Raw genomic sequence first — 20,006 nt, forward strand, 5'->3', positions numbered from 1 at the left:
TGTATAGCTAATGAGGCGCAATTATGGCTACTCGTGAGGCGCGCCTCACTACGCCATACACAGTGGACGTTAAAGGAACTTTTTCAAAAAAAACGACTTTTATTTTAAAAACAAAGCTAGTATATACCTGCGTTAGGGATTGCAGTGGAAAGCCCACAGGGAGGCACGACCGAGGACTTGTAACGGAAAGCCCGACCCTTTAGGGTAACGCCCAAAACATTATTATTATAAACTAAAAAATCCAGCCTTTACAGACTGGATTTTTAAAATATATGTGCTTGAAATTTAAGCGTTTTGCTTCTTAATTAAATTAAGTGCTGAACCTTCTTGGTACCACTCGATTTGCGAATCGTTGTAAGTATGATTCAATTTGATAAGATCTTTTGATCCATCTTCATGAATTGCTTCTAGCGTTAATTGTTTTCCTGGAGCGAATTCATTTAAATCTATAAAGTTAAATGTATCGTTCTCTTGGATTAAATCGTAATCGCTTTCGTTAGCAAAGGTTAAACCTAACATACCTTGTTTCTTCAAGTTTGTTTCGTGGATACGTGCAAACGACTTTACGATTACCGCAGCAACTCCTAAATGACGCGGTTGCATTGCAGCATGCTCTCTGGAAGATCCTTCTCCGTAGTTATGATCTCCAACTACAATTGACTTAACACCAGCAGCTTTATAAGCTCTTGCCGTATCTGGAACTCCGCCATACTCTCCAGTTAATTGGTTTTTAACGAAGTTGGTTTTTTGTCCAAAGGCATTTACTGCTCCAATTAAAGTATTGTTTGCAATATTATCTAGATGCCCTCTGAAACGTAACCATGGTCCTGCCATAGAAATATGGTCGGTTGTACATTTACCGAAAGCTTTAATTAATAATTTTGCTCCATTTATTTCTCCGCCTATGGGTTGGAATGGTGTTAATAATTGTAAACGTTCTGAATCATCTTTTACCGAAACTTGTACATGACTTCCATCTGCTTCTGGTGCTAAATATCCATTATCATCTACTGCGAAACCTTTTGGAGGTAATTCCCATCCTGTTGGCTCATCGAACATCACTTCTTGCCCGTCTTCATTAATTAACTTATCAGTTAATGGATTGAAGTCTAAACGACCAGCAACTGCAATAGCTGCTGTTAATTCTGGTGATGCTACAAAGGCATGTGTATTTGGATTTCCATCAGCACGCTTAGCAAAGTTTCTGTTAAAAGAATGTACAATACTATTTTTTGGTGCATTTTTTGGGTCTGAATATCTTGCCCATTGCCCGATACATGGTCCGCATGCATTGGTGAATATTTTAGCATCTAGGTTTTCGAAAATCCCAAGAATACCATCACGCTCTGCTGTGAAACGTACTTGCTCTGAACCTGGATTGATTCCTAATTCAGCCTTCATTTTTAATCCTTTATCTAAAGCTTGTTGAGCAATAGACGATGCTCTTGATAAATCCTCATAAGATGAGTTTGTACAAGAACCTATTAAACCCCACTCTACTTTTAAAGGCCACTCGTTAGACTTTGCTTTTTCAGTCATTGCAGAACCTACTTCTGTAGATAAATCTGGAGTGAAAGGTCCGTTTAGTAATGGTCCTAATTCTGATAAATTAATTTCTATAACTTGATCGAAATATTGCTCTGGATTAGCATACACTTCAGCATCAGCTGTTAAGTGTTGTTTTACTGCATTAGCAGCATCAGCAACATCTGCTCTATCTGTAGCACGTAAGTAACGCTCCATAGACTCATCATACCCAAAAGTAGATGTTGTTGCACCTATTTCTGCTCCCATGTTACAAATGGTTCCTTTTCCTGTACAAGACATTGATGTTGCTCCAGGTCCGAAATATTCAACAATAGCACCTGTTCCTCCTTTAACAGTAAGGATTTCTGCTACTTTAAGAATGACATCTTTTGGTGCAGTCCATCCAGAAAGCTTTCCTGTTAACTTCACACCTATTAGTTTTGGGAATTTAAGCTCCCAAGCCATACCTGCCATAACATCTACCGCATCAGCTCCACCTACACCAATAGCAACCATACCTAAACCACCTGCATTTACAGTGTGTGAATCGGTACCAATCATCATCCCACCTGGGAATGCATAATTTTCTAATACTACTTGGTGAATAATACCTGCTCCTGGTTTCCAGAAACCAATACCATATTTATTAGATACTGATTCTAAGAAATTAAAAACCTCACTACTTACATTATTAGCATGTTTTAAATCTGTTGCAGCGCCTTCTTTAGCTTGGATTAAGTGATCACAATGCACTGTTGTTGGTACAGCAACCTTACTTTTTCCTGCTTGCATAAATTGCAATAATGCCATTTGTGCTGTTGCATCTTGACATGCAATTCTGTCTGGTGCGAAATCTACATAGTCCTTTCCTCTTGTAAATGCCTCTGTAGGTGTACCATCCCAAAGGTGAGAATATAATATCTTTTCAGATAGAGTTAATGGTTTCCCAACAATCTCACGTGCTTTGTCTACGCGATCTGCCATTTTGGTGTACACACCTTTGATCATATCAATGTCAAATGCCATATATATTATTTTAAGATTTTTAATTCTTTTAAAAGTGTAGCAAATCTACAAAAATCAAGAGATATTAAAAAATATGAAGTTAATTACGAAAACGTTTTCGAATAATTTAATATCTGAGAATATTAAGGTTGTTTTTTTATCAAAATGATAATTTAATAATTAAAAATATACTAAATTGATAAGTCTAAAGAATAAAGAGAGCCAAAAAGCTTTTAAATACTCGCATCTTAATTAATTATTTAATAATAGACAAATATTATTTAATCAACTAAATCGAAATCAAAATGAATTTACAGATGAATTTAATAATTTTGGATATGGATAAGGTGATTATTATTTATATAAACTCTTTTTAACCTAATCTTTATTAACAGCTTCTGTTTCTATCTTATAATTAATGATGATTTTTAAGCTATTCCCTAAAATAAAATACAACCAATATAATTATAGTGTAAACTACAGCAATAACTTTTAAAAAAGTTGCAATAGTTATCAATATGTTGCCTGTTAAGAAACCAATTTCAAAATGAATAATTTTTAGAAGAGCACCAATATAAGTTGCAGCTAAACCAATAAGAAATATAACTATAGGAACAACAAATTGTTTGAATTTCATTAAAATAGACTCTTTATAATCTGCTCTTCTGAAATACCTTCTGCTTCTGCTTTGTAGTTTTTAATAATTCTGTGGCGCAAGATGCTTTGAGCAACCGCTTGCACATTCTCAATATCTGGAGAAAATTTACCATTTATAGCAGCATGCGTTTTTGCCGCCAAAATTAAATTTTGCGAAGCTCTAGGGCCAGCACCCCAATCTAAATAGCTTTGTACGAGTTCTGCAGCTGCATCAGAATTTGGTCTGGTTTTCCCAACCATAGCTACTGCATACTCTATAACATTATCTGCAACAGGAATACGACGAATTAGGTGCTGAAAATCTACTATTTGATTTGCAGAAAATAATGCGTTTACTTTTGGTTTATTATCACTTGTGGTTGCTTTTACAACATCAACTTCTTCTTGATAAGTTGGGTAATCCAAATTAATAGCAAACATAAAACGGTCTAACTGTGCTTCTGGTAAAGGGTATGTTCCTTCTTGCTCAATTGGATTTTGAGTTGCTAAAACAAAATATGGTAAATCTAATTTGTAATGATGACCAGCCACAGTTACAGCTCGTTCTTGCATAGCTTCTAATAAGGCAGCTTGCGTTTTAGGTGGTGTTCTGTTAATCTCATCTGCTAAAATAATATTAGCAAAAATTGGACCTTTTATAAATTTAAAGTGACGGTCTTCATCAAGAATCTCGCTTCCTAAAATATCACTAGGCATTAAATCTGGTGTAAACTGAATACGTTTAAAGTCTAACCCTAAAGCTTGAGCAATAGTATTAACCATTAATGTTTTTGCTAAACCTGGAACACCAATTAATAAAGAGTGTCCGCCAGAAAATATTGATATTAAAATTTGGGTTACAACCTCATCTTGCCCAATAATAACCTTGGCAATTTCGGTTTTTAAACCCTTAAATTTTTTTACAAATTCTTCAATGGCAGTAACATCAGACATAGAGCACTATTTTTTTAACCAATTACCAGAAAAATCACAAGTTCTATGCTCTTTACTTATCTTTACATAAGTATCAAGTATTTTTTCATCTTGCCATTTTTCTATAGCTTTAATTTTCTTTTCCTCTAAAGCTAAATCCTTAATTTTTAAATAGTCACGTGCATAGTCGGCTTTATGCTCGTCAATTCTATCAGTGACCATTAATATTTTGAATTTCACTTTTCCCGTTCTGTCTTCTTCTCTTAACACTAAACTCACTTCTTCATCTTTTAAGTTCTGAATTTGAGCATAAAGCTCAGGATCCATTCTAGTTAACTCAAAATTATAATCTTGCGTTGTTGGGTTAATTAATTGCCCGCCATCATTCTTTGTTTCTTTTTCATCACTCACTTCTTTTGCAGCATCAGCAAAAGAAATATCGCCAGCAACTATACGGTTTCTAACATTTTCTAAACGTTCTTTAGCTTCAACTACAGCTTCACTAGAAACTTTAGGTGTTAACAATATATGCGCTACATCATATTCTTGACCTCTTATTTTTTCTAAAGTGATAATATGGTAACCAAAATCAGTCTTGAAAGGTTCTGATACTTCACCTTCTTGCAATGCGAAAGCAACTTGCCTAAACTCCTTAACCATTCTTGGTTGCTTTCTGTTTAGCGTATACTTTCCACCTTTGCTTGCTGACCCTGGATCTTGTGAATATAAAACTGCCTTAGAACGAAAACTTGCACCCTTCTCAACAATATCTGCTTTAAATTGTTTTAATCGATCAATGATTTTTTGATTTTCTTCATCCGAAATTTTAGGTTCTGCAACTATTTGAGCAACTTTAAGTTCTGTGCCAAAAGTTGGTCTTTCATCTTCAGGTATTTTGTTAAAAAATGCTCTTACTTCTTCTGGAGTAATTTCAATTTCTTCAATAATCTTAGCTTGCATACGTTGTGCTAACAAGTTAGACTTGTTTATTTCAAACATTTCGTCTCTAAAACTTTGCTCATCATCTTTATTGTAGATTTCCAAAAGACGCTTCATAGATCCATTTGTTTGCTGAAGGAATTGTTGGATTTGATAATCTACATTTTTTCGAATCTCAGAATCAGAAACTGGAATACTATCTTGAATAGCGTGATGCGCATATAGTTTTCTTTCTAGCATCAAACCAAATAATTGGCAATCTTCTATACCTTCAATTGAACCTCCGGATGCTTTTATTTGTTCTTTTTCTTTTTGAATATCAGATTCAAGAACTATAAAATCACCTACTACGGCTGCAACTCCATCTACTTTTATCGCTTTTGAGGTATCAACTGAGTCTATTTTTTTGGTAACTTCTTTAACTTCATCCTCAATAATTTCTTGACCAGAAGCTATCCCTACAGTTGCAAAGGCAATACATAAAGCAAGAATTTGCTTTAGGCTAATCATATATTTCAAATTGTTTGTTTTTAATGGCATCTTTTGTAATCTCTTTTTCTAATTCTTTAATTAGTTCTAGTTTTCGCCTATTAGTGACTATATGGTCGATTGTTGGCTTTACATACTCTAGTGGTGCAGTATCATTTCTAACCAAAACATCATTAATTTGCATCAAATATACTCCTAATGAATCTTTGAGTTGTATAAAATTAGATTTTTTTAACAGTTCATTTTTATTTTCAGATGTAACAGCTGGAATTTTTTTAATGACTTGACTTAATTTTATCCAAATGGAATCGTTATATGAATAAGATTTAAACTGAATAGAAATAGAATCTAGAATTTTTCTATCATCTTCATTGTAACGCTTGAAACGCTCTTTTATATCACCAAAGTTGATTATATTTTCGTCTACATGAACATAACGAAATTTTAAAAGTTCTTCATTTAACTTAAAAACTTCTTTATTATTGGTATAATAAGCCTCGGCTTCATTTAAAGAAACAACAGTGTCTATATTTCGTTTTACTAATGCTTCAATATAAGCTTTGGTATATAGATCATTTTTGTATTGAACAACCAATCTATCAAAAGCTTCTTGTTTTCCCTCACTTAAATTTAACTTGGCACCATCCATAAAAAGTTGTTGGGTTGCCCATTTTTTTATAAAGTTTTGAATTAAAAGCGTGCTGTCTTCTTTTGAAGTGCCATCTGCAACTAAGCCATTTAAATCCTCTTCATAAAGATAGTTCTCATTAACTCTAGCTATAGGTGTTCCCTCATCAGATTTCTTAATGAAATCACATGAATAGATTAAAACAAATGCTAATATTAACAATACCTTTATGCGCACACTTTATTTTTTTAGTTGAGTTTTTATTTTCGCAAGAACTTCCTTTTTAACTTCTACAGGATACTTTGCTCTTAAATCATTAAGCCAATTATTTTCTTTATGATTTTGATAATCGCTAATAACCATCCCCTTAGATTCTTCAAATGTTTTTTGCTCTTGAGGCAATACACTTTTTACATTGATTATTACAAAAGCATCATTATGCTTTTGTATTTTAGAAAGTCCTGTTCTAAAATTAAAATCTTTAGGAAGCGCTTGATGTTCTGCATCCATAATACCAGATGTAAAAATTACATTGATTTTATCCTTACTGTTTACAAGCGTTTTTATTTTGTCTAAAGGCATATTTTTACTCAATAACTTAGATACCTTTTTTAGCGTTTTTTGCTTAGCAGAAGATGCTACAACAGCATCTATTCGCTTTGGTTTAACATAATTAGCTTTGTTAGCTTCGTAAAATTGTTTTATGGCTGTTGAATCTGTTTTTGCAGTATTCCATATAGTATTTTCCATTAAATCAAAAAGTAATAACCCATCTCTATATTCTGCTACAATATGTGCATAATCTTCATTTTCTAATTCTAAATTATCTTCTTGATATTTTATAAGATTATCATTTAAAAATGCATCATACTTTTTAGAAAGTAATGATTCTAAAGATTCCTTTTTAGGGGTATTACGTTGTGTATTTACTAAATAAACACCAAAATCATTATAAGAGAATTGTTTACTACCTATTTTTACTAAAGGCTGCTTTCCTTTAAAATCTGCTGGTAGTTTCCATGTTCTCTTAAAATAATCCTCATTCAGTATCGAAGTGAAATAATCTAAATTTGGTTCTTCATCACTTATATTATACTTACTCTTTAATTTATTTACCAGAGCTTCATCTATCAATTTAGACCTACTATCACGTTTAACTTTTTCTACTAGTTCTGGCTTCATAGCTTCAAAAGAGGCTACAGATTTTTTATTATTCAATTTAACAATGTGCCATCCAAAATCTGTTTTAAATGGTTCAGAAACTTCACCTTCACTTTCTAAATTAAAAGCTACATCTTCAAATTCTTTTGCCCTAAGTTGACCACTAGCAAAAGGTTTTAATTTACCGCCTTTAGGTGCAGAGTTTTTATCATCTGAAAACTGTTTAGCTAAAGACTCAAAAGCTTCACCTTGATTTAACTTTTTATAAATTTCGCGAATTCTAACTTCAGGTTTTTCGGCTAAAGAATCTCTTTTGTTTTCAATAACCATAATATGAGAAACCGTTCGTTCTCCTCTAGACTTACGCTTATCTATAACATTTACTATATGATATCCAAAACGGGTTCTGAAAGGTTTAGAAATCTCACCTACTTCTGTATTAAAAGCAACACTTTCAAACTTATAAACCATTTTAAAACCTCCAAAATACCCTAACTTTTCGCCATATACTGTTTGTCCATTATGCACTTCTGCTCTAACCTTCTCAAAACCTTCTTTTAAAACTCTGTCTCTTAATTTTAATATTTTATTATAAGCTGCTAACGTATCATTAGGTTTTGCATTATCATTTACTTTAACCAAAATATGATTTGCATTAACCTCATAAGACATACGCTCATAAGCCTCTTCAACTAAATCATCTGTAACCTTAGAATCAGTAATATAATTTTTTGCTAATTGTTTTTTGTAATTAGATAATTCTCTAACATATGACGATTTTTCATGTAACTTTAAACTTTTAGCTTCTTTTAATTTTAGCTTGTAGTTTGTAAAAAGTTTTAAATATTCATCAACATCTTTTTGAGATTCATCTTGTACTAAATCTAGATTTTTATTGTAAACTCTTAAAAATTCTGAAGCATAAACTGGTTCATCAGCAACTGTGAAAAGAACATCTTTATCAACTGATTGCCCGTTCATGCTTAACATAGAACATGTTAAAAATAAAGTAACTAAATATCTTAATTTCATTTGGTAAAATTTATTGCTTACTCTAATCAAATATAATTACGCTAAAAACATTTTTAGTTAGTATTAACTTAAGTAGTAATAGCTTATTTGTAGGAGTAATTTTTTTTCAACGGTTACAAAAATACTAATATAAACCTATAATACAAGTTGTTTTGCTAACGATTAAAAAAAGTAATTATTACATGATTTGAATTATATTTGAGTGTTTTTATTCGTAATTATTTCGACTAAAAAAATAATACTAAAAATACATGCGCAAACTAAAACTAATTTGGGATTTTCATGGACCAAATGCTAATAAAATAGCAGAACATCACGAGATTCATTTAAAAGAGTATATTGAATTAGAGAAGTTAAACATAAAAATTACTGGTTTTGAATATTTAAATGAGCTCCATTCAATAGCTTTTCTTGTGGTTTCTGAAGATAAAATGAAATCTATAAGAGATGCTTTGAAACCTCATAGAGGCCAAATATATACTGGTTAACATATGAAAGCCAAATACGATACTATTGGAATAAATTATAATGAAACGCGTTCTGCGGATCCTTATATAACGGAACAGCTTTTAAAAAAACTAAAGCCAAAAGCGTTTGGATTGTATTTAGACATTGGCTGTGGCACTGGTAATTACACCAATGAATTTAACAAACATGGATACAGATTTATTGGTATTGACCCTTCTGATGAAATGCTCAAAAAAGCAAAACAGAAAAATAAAAATATTGATTGGAAACTTGGAAAGGCAGAAAATATAACATTAAAGACTGAAACCTTAGATGGGATTATTGGCAGTTTAACAATTCATCACTGGACAGATTTAGGAAAAAGTTTTACTGAATTATATCGTGTTTTAAAACCTAAAACTAATATTGTGATTTTCACCTCTACTCCAAAACAAATGAAAGGCTATTGGTTAAACCATTATTTCCCTAAAATGCTTGAGGACTCTATGCAGCAAATGCCTTCTCTCGATACTATTGAAAAAACGATGACTCTTGCTGGTTTTTCAGAAATCAAAACTGAACCATACTTTATTAAACCTGATTTAAAAGATTTATTTTTATACTGTGGAAAACAAAATCCATCACTTTACTTGGATGCTGCCATAAGACACGGGATTTCTTCTTTTTCATCACTTGCAAATAAAGATGAAGTAGAAAACGGATTAGAAAAACTAAAAAAAGATATAGAGAATAATGAAATTAATAACATTATTCAATCTTATGAAAATAATTTAGGTGATTATCTTTTTATTAGTGGAAAAAAATAAACCAAAAAAACACTAAGCATCCATTATAAGTTTATAACCTACACCACGTACATTCACAATTTTAACCTTGGAATCAAACTCTAACTTCTTTCTTAATTTAGATATAAAAACATCCACAGTTCTCCCAATATAATCTCCTTCATCTCCCCAAACCATATTCAAAATCACATCACGTTCTACAGTAGTGTTAGCTGAATTATATAACAAAAGAAGCAAATCTGCTTCTTTACTAGTTAGTTCTATTGTTTGATGATCAATTATAAGTTCTGTATTATGTTTATCAAATTGGTATGCTCCTAAAGCTATTACATTAGGGTTTACAATGTCTTCATTAGATTTTTTTCGCATAAAAAAATACCCTGAAAGCATTATTAGCAATAGAGCAAAAGCACCAATATATAATCCGAAACTAGATTCTGCATTTGATTGTTTTTCATTATCATCAAAAGTTCCAATTAAATCATTATTCAAAATACCTCCTTCTACAATTGTAAATAAAACATTATAACATGATTTTGGTTGAATTCTACCGCTACATGGGATAATATCGGATTTTGCCAAATAGTTCATCTCAAAACTATATACAATCTCTGCTGTTTTGCACGCTTCAACCTCAACAATATAATTACTTGCAATACCCGTTTTTTCAACTATACCATTAACCATTGAAACCAAATTATCAGAACTAAAAACAAATTCAGATTCAAACTGAATTCTATATTGGTTATTTTCTTTTGTTATAGGCAAAACTCTCGAAGTGCTATCTCCAGCACGAAGTAAAATTTCATGCCCAAGCATACGTAAAGCTACTTCTGTATGTTTATCATTTGAGGTATTTTGAGCATTAGCTATCCCAACACACAAAAAGAAGCATATAAAAAAACATGGCAATATGTTAAACAACCTGGAGCTCATATTACAAAACTATTCTATTAAATGACAATTTATAATGTTTTACACAAAATTTACATTAATTTACATTCTATTACGCTGCCAAAACATCAATTCATATAAATTTGGAAGAAATTAATCATTACATCTAAAGTTATGAAAAAAACAATTCTAATATCACTTGCTATTATTACAACATTAAGTCTAGTTGCATTTACTTTTATTAATGAAAAAGATAAAACAATAGACAATCCAGAAACTGCAAGTATTGAAGTTTCTACTGAAAAGAAGTTAGAAAAAATAGAAGGCAAAACTACACGTTTTGATGATTTCATCTATGAAATAAGTCCAAGATTTAGCCCTATAAAAAAAGCAGATTTAATTAATGCTACATCAATCAATAGTATTTTTAATGAAAACAAAATAAACGATATAGAATCTATCAATTCTATAAAGTTTATTAAAGTTGAAAATGATAAACGAACAGATAAAAGTGAAATCGGAAATGGTGCCTCATTTACTGATAATCAAATTAACTTTCTAAAATCTCTTGATTACTCAACTAGCTTTGTTATGGAAATGGATTATCGTTTAAAATCTGATTTAATAGAAAGAATTTCAACACCACACTATACTATTATACCTGAAACACAAGCTCAGTATATTTATGGTAAAGATGCTCTTATTAAGTATTTTAAAGAACATACTAAATATGCAACAGCTAACATACCAGAAGACAAGTTAAAACCAGCAAAATTATATTTTAATGTCACAAAAGATGGAGCTGTTAATAATGTTAGACTAGATAGATCTTCAGGTTATCCAAATATTGATGAATTAATGATAGGGTTGATTACTAAAACTCCTGGAGGTTGGATACCTGCTTTAAATTCTGAAGGTGAGACAGTAGATCAAGAATTAGTAGTCTCGTTTGGTTTAATGGGTTGTTAGTTAAAAACAAAAAGCCTTTATATTTAAATTATGAAGGCTTTTTATTTGTTATCTTTTTGGATATTGTTTCTTAATATTTCTGATTAAATCCTCCAAACCATTCAATTTCAATTCATAAACCTGCTCTAACATGGTTCCGAGCTTTCCTTTAGGAAACCCTTTGTTATGATACCACACTACGTAATATTCAGGTAAATCAATTAAGTAACGGTCTTTATATTTTCCGTATGGCATTTTTGTATGTGCCAAGTCTATTAAAAATTGTTTATCAGGAAGCATAAATCAATTTAATGATTTAAATTTTGAAAACTTTTCAAGCTGTGCTTCTATAAAAATTCTCCATTTAGCCTGAGATTCATAATTTCTAGAATAATCGGTTTCATCATCATATTTGTTTTGTAATTGAGACAATTCTTTATTTATATCATTATGAATCTTTTTTAACTGTTTTCTAATACTATTAGAAACATTTAATTGACTAATGCGATAACGAAATTTTCTAGCATATAATTCAGTAATATCGAAATGCAATTGCTCATGACCTAGAATATGATCATCTGCAACTTCAATTTTATACCATGATTGTTCTGGATAAAAATGCGCATGAACATCTGAAGTAAAGCTAACTACTTGGTTTTTGTCAGTTTGCCTAATTGAAAACCCAAATGTAATACCAGATGCTGTTACAGCAGCAGCATTATCACTAACTGGCGGTTCAGCTTTAAAATCAGACCATGATAATTTATATGATGCATCCCAAGAAAGAACAGGTTCATCATTTTGAACAAAAACTAAAAAACATAATAATAGAAGAATTCTAACCACAGATTAAAAGCTATAACATGTAAAACGGAAAGCCTTAAACCTTATTGTTTTACTTCAACAATAGTTAAATCTTGAAATCTCACTAGATAAACTGAATCGTTATAATAACCGCCAAACATTTTCTTTTTGTAAGCAAACTTATTCTCAACATATTCAGTTAATGGTGCACTTATTACCGAAGCGTATAAATCTTCAGAAGACACCAACCTTAAAACCACATCCATAGTTAAATCAAAACCTTTTACAGCCCTTTTATTCGGGGTTATATTATAAAGTTTATCATATTTTTTAACAAAAGCATTATTATCATTTTCACTATACTCTCTTGCAGCAGTAGCAAAATGAAATTGTAAGTTTGATAAATGCGTATTATTTACTTGATCGCCTTCAAAAGCAGAATTTTTGTTAGTAGTAACCAAAATAATTTCTGGCGCTTTCTCATTAGATTCTGGATCAATCTTATTATTTAAAGATGCTAAAACGCTTGTTACATTTGATGCGTAACCTTCATTTTTGGTTTCTAAAAAAACCATGTTTTTTCCTGGTTTTAATGCACCCTCAATATCTTCTTTTGTAACAAAGAATTCATCCTTTCCATCTTTGTTTTTTCTTGAAAGCACTAATTTTGCTGAATTAAAATCACGTTTAAGCGAATTAGCAATAGTGGCCGTTTTGGTGTCAGCTATAATTATAACGTTTTCAACTAAAGAATCAGATTTTACAAAATTAACAACTCTATCCTTCAATAAATCACTAGATGGCCTCGACTGGAAAACATTGTCATGCAATTTCAATTTGGTACCAATAGGAGAAATTACTGGAACATTATATTTTCTTAACTCTGTAGCAACTTTATTAAAACTCGCTGGTGTTAAAGGTCCAATAACTGCATCAACATTTTCAAAATCATTCTCTCTTAAAATTCTAGAAACCTCACTAACTTCATAGCGCGTATCATAAACATCAACTTTTAAAGAGACACCTAAAGATTTCAAAGAGTCTAAAGCCATTAAAACACCCGAATGAAAATCCAAAGAAACATTTAAATAAGGGTCTTTCTTTAAACTCTTTTTTGCATCACTAATAGAATCAAAATCAACACGATGCATTCTAAAAGGTAACATTACCACAATATGTTTAGTATCGTAATCTGCTATTTTACTTGTTAAGTTTATTGCTTCAAACTCATCATCAATCAAACCTTCAATAGGATTAGAAAGCGGTATTTTTAAAATCATACCTGACTTTAAACCTGTTTCTTTTAAACCTGGATTCAAAGCTTCTAATGCTTCTTGCTCTAACCCCAGTTTTAGTTTCAAACGGTAAAAACCTTCTTTAGGTAAAACCTCATAATAACTATATTGTTCGTCAAATTCTTTTTGTGCTTCATCTTCTAAATTCGGTACATTAACAACGTCTCCTTCCTTCAAAATGGCAGCCATATCCGGATTTAAAACCTCAAGCTCCTCAACAGTAATACCAAATTTATAAGCAATACGCCACTTCCCTTCTTTAGGCAAAACCGTGTAGGTTTTAGTTGTAGCAACTTCCTCAATAATTTCAGTAATTTTATATTTTGGGATTTGAAGTTTATCACCTTTTCTTAACGGATTTGCATACAAAAACTTGTTATATTTTTTTATATCATCCTCTGTAACTTTATACTTTTTTGCTAAGCTATAAAGAGTCTCTTTACGCTTAGTTTTGTGCTCTTTAAAACCTTGAAGCTCTTTATTTACCGTGACTTTTGGCTTTTTTGATTTAGAAATTGGAATAATCAAAACCGTATTTGGTTTTAACTCTTTTTTAGCATCAGGATTCAACTTATAAATATCAAAAGGTGTAACAAAATAACGCTTTGCAATACCTTCAATAGTTTCTCCTTGTTTAACTTGGTGTGTGCTAAAATTTTGGGCATTAACCTGAGTAAAACCAAAAAATAAAGTTAAAACAAGTACTAATAAAAATTTCTTCATGTTGTTGTAATCTGCTGTATAAATATAATAAAACCTACTTACTAAATCATATACGTTCTATTCTTCATTAAAAGACTAAAACGAAATCATTTTTCTAAACATAAGCACATAACATGCCAAAAATTTGGGCGTTACCCTAAAGGGTCGGGCTATCCGTTACAAGTCCTCGCACCTCCTTCGTCGGGCTGTGGGCTATCCACTGCTATCCCTAACGCGGGCATATCCGCTAAATTAGTTTTTAGTCACAATCTAAATATCCGCTTATAAATTTCAAGCTTCTATTCCCATTCTATGGTGGCAGGTGGCTTAGAACTAATGTCATATACTACTCTATTAACGCCTTTCACCTTGTTTATTATATCGTTAGATGTCTTTTGTAAAAACTCATAAGGTAAGTTTACCCAATCAGCAGTCATACCATCAGTACTTTCAACAGCTCTTAACGCAACACATTTCTCATAGGTACGCTCATCTCCCATTACCCCTACACTGTTTACAGGTAATAACATAGCACCTGCTTGCCAAACCTTATCGTATAATCCCCAGTCTTTTAACCCTTTAATAAAAATATAATCAACCTCTTGGAGCATACGCACTTTTTCAGCTGTAATATCTCCTAAAATACGAATTCCTAATCCAGGACCAGGAAATGGATGACGACCAAGCAATTCTGGATCAATACCCAAAGTAGCACCAACGCGTCTTACTTCATCTTTAAAAATAGCACGTAGTGGTTCTACAATTTTAAGTTTCATAAAGTCAGGTAATCCACCCACATTATGATGACTCTTAATAGTTGCTGACGGACCACCAGTTGCCGAAACACTCTCAATAACATCAGGGTAAATAGTACCCTGTGCTAACCATTTTACATCTTCTAATTTGTGCGCTTCATCATCAAAAACTTCAATAAAAGCGTTTCCAATAGCTTTACGTTTTTTCTCAGGATCTTCAACACCTTTTAACGCATCTAAAAATCTATCTGAAGCATCAACCCCTTTTACATTAAGCCCCATACCTTCGTATTGATTCAGTACGCTTTCAAATTCATTCTTACGTAACAAACCATTATTTACAAAAATGCAGTATAAGTTTTTCCCAATAGCCTTGTTAAGCAACACCGCCGCAACTGTAGAATCTACGCCTCCAGAAAGCCCTAAAACAACCTTATCGTTTCCAACTTTATTTTGAATGGCTTCAACCGTTTCTTCAACAAAAGAATCTGGTGTCCAGTCTTGATGTATTCCAGCAATACTTACTAAAAAGTTTTCTAGTAATTGTTTCCCGTCAGTAGAATGATAAACTTCTGGGTGAAATTGTATTGCATAAGTAGTTTCTCCTTGTATTTTGTAAGCAGCATTTTCAACGTCGTTTGTACTAGCTAATAAAGTGGCTTGCGATGGCAGTGCTTTTATAGTATCACTATGACTCATCCAAACTTGGCTACCTTCAGAAATACTTGCAAAAAACGGTTCTCCTTTTTGAATAAAAGACAAATTAGCACGCCCATACTCTCTAGTATTTGATGGTGCAACCTCGCCTCCCGAAAAATGAGCCAAATACTGTGCACCGTAACAGACGGCAAGCATTGGTTTTTTTCCTCTAATCTCTGATAAGTCTGGATGCAAAGCATCTTCTCCTCTTACAGAGTTTGGGCTACCAGAAAGAATTACTGCCTTGTATTCTTCTATGTTTTTTGGGATTTTATTAAATGGATGTATTTCGGAGTAAATGTTGAGTTCTCTAACTCTACGGGCAATAAGCTGTGTATATTGCGATCCGAAGTCTAAAATTAATACCTTGTCATGTTGCATGCGCAAAAATAGGAATTGATTTTATAATGAGGAATTAGGAACCATTCTTTTTTAGCTTAATTTTAAACATATTTTTGTGAATAACTTCAAACCAAAAACTCTCATTACCTCTCCCAACTACTTCATTATTTCTTACAGTTACATGGGTAACTAAAAATCATAAAGAAAACCAATAAATAACTCGTTAACTAAATTTGATAATCATGACACACATAATATTTTCTAACATAGAGTTATATATTATTATCCAAAATAAATGAAATAATAATTATCATAATTTTATTTTCATGTACTTGATTTCGAAATAATAATTGGTTATTTTTAACATCAACCAACTAAAATCAAATATGAAAAAGCTCATATTATCTTTACTCATTTTTCCTTGCATTTTATACTCTCAAACTGAAGAAAATATAGATAGCCTAATTAATGTTTTTAAAATTCAGAAAAATAGTATTGATAAAGTAAAAACTGCTCATAATTTGTTCTTCTATTACAAAGATACTGATCCAAAAAAAACACTTTATTATTTACATCAAGGGCTAACTATTTCTAAGCTGATAAACTCAAAAAAGGATGCAGCAAATTTTTTGAAAAATATAGGCTATTACTATTCTTTAAATAGAAATATTGATTCAGTTAAATTTTACTACGATAAATCAGAGAGAGTTTATACAGAGTTAAAAGATAATGAAGGGGTTTTTAGTGTTTTATATAGATGGCAAAAAGCTGAGAATTTAGAAGGCAATTTTGATAAAGCTCTAGAGCTTTCAAATCAATCAATTGAAATTGCAAAAGAGTTAAAAAGCGGACTAAGAATTAGTGATGTACATCAATTACAATCAACTATACACTTGGATAAGGGGGATTATAAAAATGCTACAATACAATTATTTAATGCATTAAGAGCTTTAGATACTCTAGAAAATAAAAACATTCAAAAAAGAGCTATAATAAATATTGGAATTGGTAGGACAGAAACTTTAAGAAACAATTATAAAGAAGCTATTCCTTATCTAGAGAAAGGAATTGAAATGTTTAAAGAGGTAAATAACCCAAGATGGCTGTCTATTTCATACATGGAAATAGGAAATACATACTATGATTTAGAGGATTATGAAAAGGCATTATTCTATTATAAAGAAGGTTTAAACATTAGCGAAAATGAAGGAATGGAAAGAGTTAATGGGCTTTTTTTAGAAAACATAGGAGCACTTTATTTGGAAAAAAAAGACTATGATAAAGCTTTGGAGTATTTTTTTGAATCAAATAAATTTTATCCTAAATATGGTTCTATAAATAATCATATAGTTTATTTAAACGATGTAGGATCAGCTTATTATGGTAAAAAAGATTACAAAAAAGCATTAGACTACTACACGCAAACAATCAATTTAGCAGATTCTATAAAGTCTATTGATAATTTATCTGATGGCTATTATGAACGTTCTCTGACTTATGAAAAACTAAATAAATATAAACTATCTCTTAACGATTATAAAAAATACAAGAAACTTAAAGACTCAGTATTTAATGATACAAAATCAAAGCAAATTGAAGAATTAAGAGCTGTTTATGAAACAGAAAAAAAAGAACAACAAATTTTGCTTCAAGAAAATGAAATTGATCTTTTAAAACAAAAAGGAGAAATAGACACCTTATACAAGGTACTTCTTGGAATAGGCTTTTTATTAACTCTTATTGGTCTATACGCACTAAGACAAAAACTAAAGCGGAGTAAAATAGAAAAAGAAAAGCTAGACTTAGAGCTAGATTTTAAAAAGAAAGAACTAACAACACATGCCTTACATCTTGCTAAAAAGAATGAAGTTTTAGAAGATTTAAAACAAAAAGCTAAAGCATTTAAAACATCAGATAATTCACAAAAAGGTTTTAATCAACTTATAAGAACAATTAATTTTGACTTAAAAGATGATAATAACTGGGAGAACTTCAGCAAATATTTTGAACAAGTTCATAAAGATTTTAATAGCAATGTAAAGCACAAATTTCCTGATGTAACCTCAAATGAACTTAGATTAATGGCATTGTTGAAAATGAATTTATCTTCTAAAGAAATAGCTAATATTCTAAATATCTCGCCAGAAGGCATAAAAAAGGCTCGCTACAGACTAAGGAAAAAACTCGGAATTTCTACTGAAGACTCTTTACAAGATTTAGTTTTAAATCTCTAATTTAATATTTAACAAGTTAAAATTAAGAATTCTGAATTTAGAGGTTCTAAACTTTCAATAAGGTTTTCAATAAGGCTATCTCCATATTCTAAATATAGTTCTGAAAAATTTATATTTCTTTCCTGGAGGCTACCATTAGGAAACAATTCATCCTTAATCTTTGTCATTCTTTCAACCTCATCACGAAGTTTCCTTTTTTGTGCTTTTAATAATCGCTTTTCAAGATTAGCTAAACCTTTTAGTTGTTTAACTTCTTGAGCTTTTACAGCTCCTAAAAAAGATTTATCTGTTTGTTCTGATAATTTATGTAAATCTTCAAATTGTTGTGTCAAATACTTCTTTTGTTTAGAAAAATCTATATCAATATTTGAAATTTCTCTAACCTTCTTGTTAATAAAAGCATCTCTTTTCAAAAAAATATCATTATCAGAAATATTTAATTTTTTAAGTTTTTTTGATTGATTTTCACTTTTAATCAAAACTGAATTCCTTAATAATAACATTGGAAATACAATTTTAACTTTATCAAAATAATCTTTTAATTGCATCCAATAAGCTAATTCTCCTCCGCCTCCTATATAGCATAAATTGGGCAAAATTACTTCTTGATACAAAGGACGCATAATCACATTTGGCGAGAACCTTTCTGGGTGCTCAGACAGTTCTTGCTTTATTTCATTTTTACTCCAAGAAATATTGGTATTTAATACTTTAAAAGTGTCTGTTTCAAAAACAATGCGTTCTCGTAAACCTTCATTTAAATAAAAAAGATTAATTTCTCTGGGGTTAACTTGAATCTTATAATCTTCAGAAATACTAGCTAATTTCTCGTTTGCTTCTGAAACTGCTTTAAAAGATGTTTTATTAAGCAATTCAGTTTCAATAAAAGGAACAAATAATCGCTTCAGAGTTTTATCATTACCATCGATTATAACTAAACCATAATCTTTAAATAATTCATTTGCTAAAAAACGAGTAGCATCTGTAAGATTATCATGCTCTACATAAGCCTGATTAAAAAGTTTTTTTAATGTTTTTGCATTTGTACTATTCCCTAAATCTTGAGAAAATAACTCTAAAACTTCTTCTAAACCATCAGTAGAAAGTTCTCCAACTGCTCCACTTACTTCTTTATTCCATTGAAATTTTTTGCCCTTAAAATTAAAATAATTAATCTCCTCAAAATCATGGTCTTCAGTAGCCATCCAATATACTGGAACAAAATTATGTTGTGGATATTGTTGTTTTAGTTGATTAGATAAATTTATTGCTGATATTATTTTATAAAGAAAATAAAGTGGACCTGTAAATAAATTGAGTTGATGACCTGTAACTATTGTAAATGTATTTTTTGACGATAAACTTTTGATATTTTGATTGGTTTTATCTGAAAGATCTATATTTTGATATTGTTTACTTAAAGCAGAAACTAAAATACTTCTATTTTCCAAAGAAAAAGATTCTGTTTTTTGAGTAATCTGATTTTGAAAATTATCAAGCTTAGGAAAGTGATTATAAAACGATTTTAATTCAGACTTCTCATCTAAATAATCACAAATTAATGGTGAGAAATACCCAGTTTTATTAAATGCTATATGATTTTGTTTCATGCCTTAATTAAAAATCATGTAAATATACAGCTATTCTATTTTTAGAAATCTAAAAATTACGTTAAGAGTCTTAAAATAACTTTATATTATTTTGATTAAATTTACTAAAACTCTACTTAA

Annotated in this window: 16 protein-coding genes; 4 read left to right on the forward strand and 12 right to left on the reverse strand. The window is 30.7% G+C overall.

Going from position 1 to position 20,006, the window contains the following annotated elements; genetic code table 11:
* Positions 1-285 precede the first annotated feature (285 nt).
* The 6 genes from DIS18_RS14470 to DIS18_RS14495 form a co-directional block, all read right to left on the reverse strand.
* Complete coding sequence (locus DIS18_RS14470; protein ID WP_109353801.1) at positions 286-2,553, reverse strand: aconitate hydratase; 2,268 nt, start codon at positions 2,551-2,553, stop codon at positions 286-288.
* 412 nt (positions 2,554-2,965) lie between these two features.
* Complete coding sequence (locus DIS18_RS14475; RefSeq protein WP_109353802.1) at positions 2,966-3,169, reverse strand: hypothetical protein; 204 nt, start codon at positions 3,167-3,169, stop codon at positions 2,966-2,968.
* Entirely contained in the window at positions 3,169-4,122 is a 954-nt protein-coding gene (locus DIS18_RS14480; RefSeq protein ID WP_109353803.1) for an AAA family ATPase, read from the reverse strand. The genes DIS18_RS14475 and DIS18_RS14480 overlap by 1 nt, the downstream gene beginning before the upstream one ends.
* 6 nt (positions 4,123-4,128) lie before the next feature.
* Positions 4,129-5,580, reverse strand: a complete 1,452-nt coding sequence (locus tag DIS18_RS14485) for a peptidylprolyl isomerase (RefSeq protein WP_109353804.1) — start codon at positions 5,578-5,580, stop codon at positions 4,129-4,131.
* A complete protein-coding gene (locus tag DIS18_RS14490; protein WP_109353805.1) occupies positions 5,543-6,394 on the reverse strand; it encodes a peptidylprolyl isomerase in 852 nt (283 codons plus the stop codon). The genes DIS18_RS14485 and DIS18_RS14490 overlap by 38 nt, the downstream gene beginning before the upstream one ends.
* Positions 6,395-6,397: 3 nt before the next feature.
* Positions 6,398-8,350, reverse strand: coding sequence for a peptidylprolyl isomerase (locus DIS18_RS14495; RefSeq protein ID WP_109353806.1), 1,953 nt, complete (start codon positions 8,348-8,350; stop codon positions 6,398-6,400).
* 251 nt (positions 8,351-8,601) lie between these two features.
* Between DIS18_RS14495 and DIS18_RS14500 the strand changes: the two genes are divergently transcribed.
* Both DIS18_RS14500 and DIS18_RS14505 read left to right on the forward strand, forming a co-directional pair.
* Positions 8,602-8,838, forward strand: coding sequence for a hypothetical protein (locus tag DIS18_RS14500; protein WP_109353807.1), 237 nt, complete (start codon positions 8,602-8,604; stop codon positions 8,836-8,838).
* A 3-nt stretch (positions 8,839-8,841) separates the two neighbouring features.
* A complete protein-coding gene (locus DIS18_RS14505; protein WP_109353808.1) occupies positions 8,842-9,624 on the forward strand; it encodes a class I SAM-dependent methyltransferase in 783 nt (260 codons plus the stop codon).
* A 12-nt stretch (positions 9,625-9,636) separates the two neighbouring features.
* On the opposite strand, the gene DIS18_RS14510 is transcribed toward DIS18_RS14505, so the two are convergent.
* Positions 9,637-10,488 (reverse strand): winged helix-turn-helix domain-containing protein, encoded by an 852-nt coding sequence (locus DIS18_RS14510; protein WP_245925727.1) that lies wholly within the window; start codon positions 10,486-10,488, stop codon positions 9,637-9,639.
* Positions 10,489-10,671: 183 nt separating this feature from the next.
* Here DIS18_RS14510 and DIS18_RS14515 point away from each other — a divergent pair, with 183 nt between their 5' ends.
* Positions 10,672-11,466, forward strand: coding sequence for an energy transducer TonB (locus DIS18_RS14515; protein WP_109353809.1), 795 nt, complete (start codon positions 10,672-10,674; stop codon positions 11,464-11,466).
* Between the two features lie 48 nt (positions 11,467-11,514).
* Here the strand turns inward: DIS18_RS14515 and DIS18_RS14520 are convergent, their stop codons facing one another.
* From DIS18_RS14520 to guaA, 4 genes are all read right to left on the reverse strand, one after another.
* On the reverse strand, positions 11,515-11,745 hold the full coding sequence (locus tag DIS18_RS14520; protein WP_109353810.1) for a DUF3820 family protein: 231 nt from the start codon (positions 11,743-11,745) through the stop codon (positions 11,515-11,517).
* A 3-nt stretch (positions 11,746-11,748) separates the two neighbouring features.
* Positions 11,749-12,291: a DUF922 domain-containing protein gene (locus DIS18_RS14525; RefSeq protein ID WP_109353811.1), complete on the reverse strand. Its 543-nt coding sequence runs from the start codon at positions 12,289-12,291 to the stop codon at positions 11,749-11,751.
* Between the two features lie 41 nt (positions 12,292-12,332).
* Positions 12,333-14,267, reverse strand: a complete 1,935-nt coding sequence (locus tag DIS18_RS14530) for an amino acid ABC transporter substrate-binding protein (RefSeq protein WP_109353812.1) — start codon at positions 14,265-14,267, stop codon at positions 12,333-12,335.
* 278 nt (positions 14,268-14,545) lie between these two features.
* The gene (guaA, locus tag DIS18_RS14535) at positions 14,546-16,081 is read right to left on the reverse strand and encodes a glutamine-hydrolyzing GMP synthase (protein ID WP_109353813.1); all 1,536 of its coding nucleotides are present in this window, start codon (positions 16,079-16,081) and stop codon (positions 14,546-14,548) included.
* A 347-nt stretch (positions 16,082-16,428) separates the two neighbouring features.
* Here guaA and DIS18_RS14540 point away from each other — a divergent pair, with 347 nt between their 5' ends.
* Positions 16,429-18,276, forward strand: coding sequence for a tetratricopeptide repeat protein (locus DIS18_RS14540; RefSeq protein WP_109353814.1), 1,848 nt, complete (start codon positions 16,429-16,431; stop codon positions 18,274-18,276).
* An 8-nt stretch (positions 18,277-18,284) separates the two neighbouring features.
* On the opposite strand, the gene bshC is transcribed toward DIS18_RS14540, so the two are convergent.
* Complete coding sequence (bshC, locus tag DIS18_RS14545; protein ID WP_109353815.1) at positions 18,285-19,886, reverse strand: bacillithiol biosynthesis cysteine-adding enzyme BshC; 1,602 nt, start codon at positions 19,884-19,886, stop codon at positions 18,285-18,287.
* Between the last annotated feature and the right edge of the window lie 120 nt (positions 19,887-20,006).

The sequence above is a fragment of the Algibacter marinivivus genome (genome assembly GCF_003143755.1).
GTDB lineage: Bacteria > Bacteroidota > Bacteroidia > Flavobacteriales > Flavobacteriaceae > Algibacter_B > Algibacter_B marinivivus.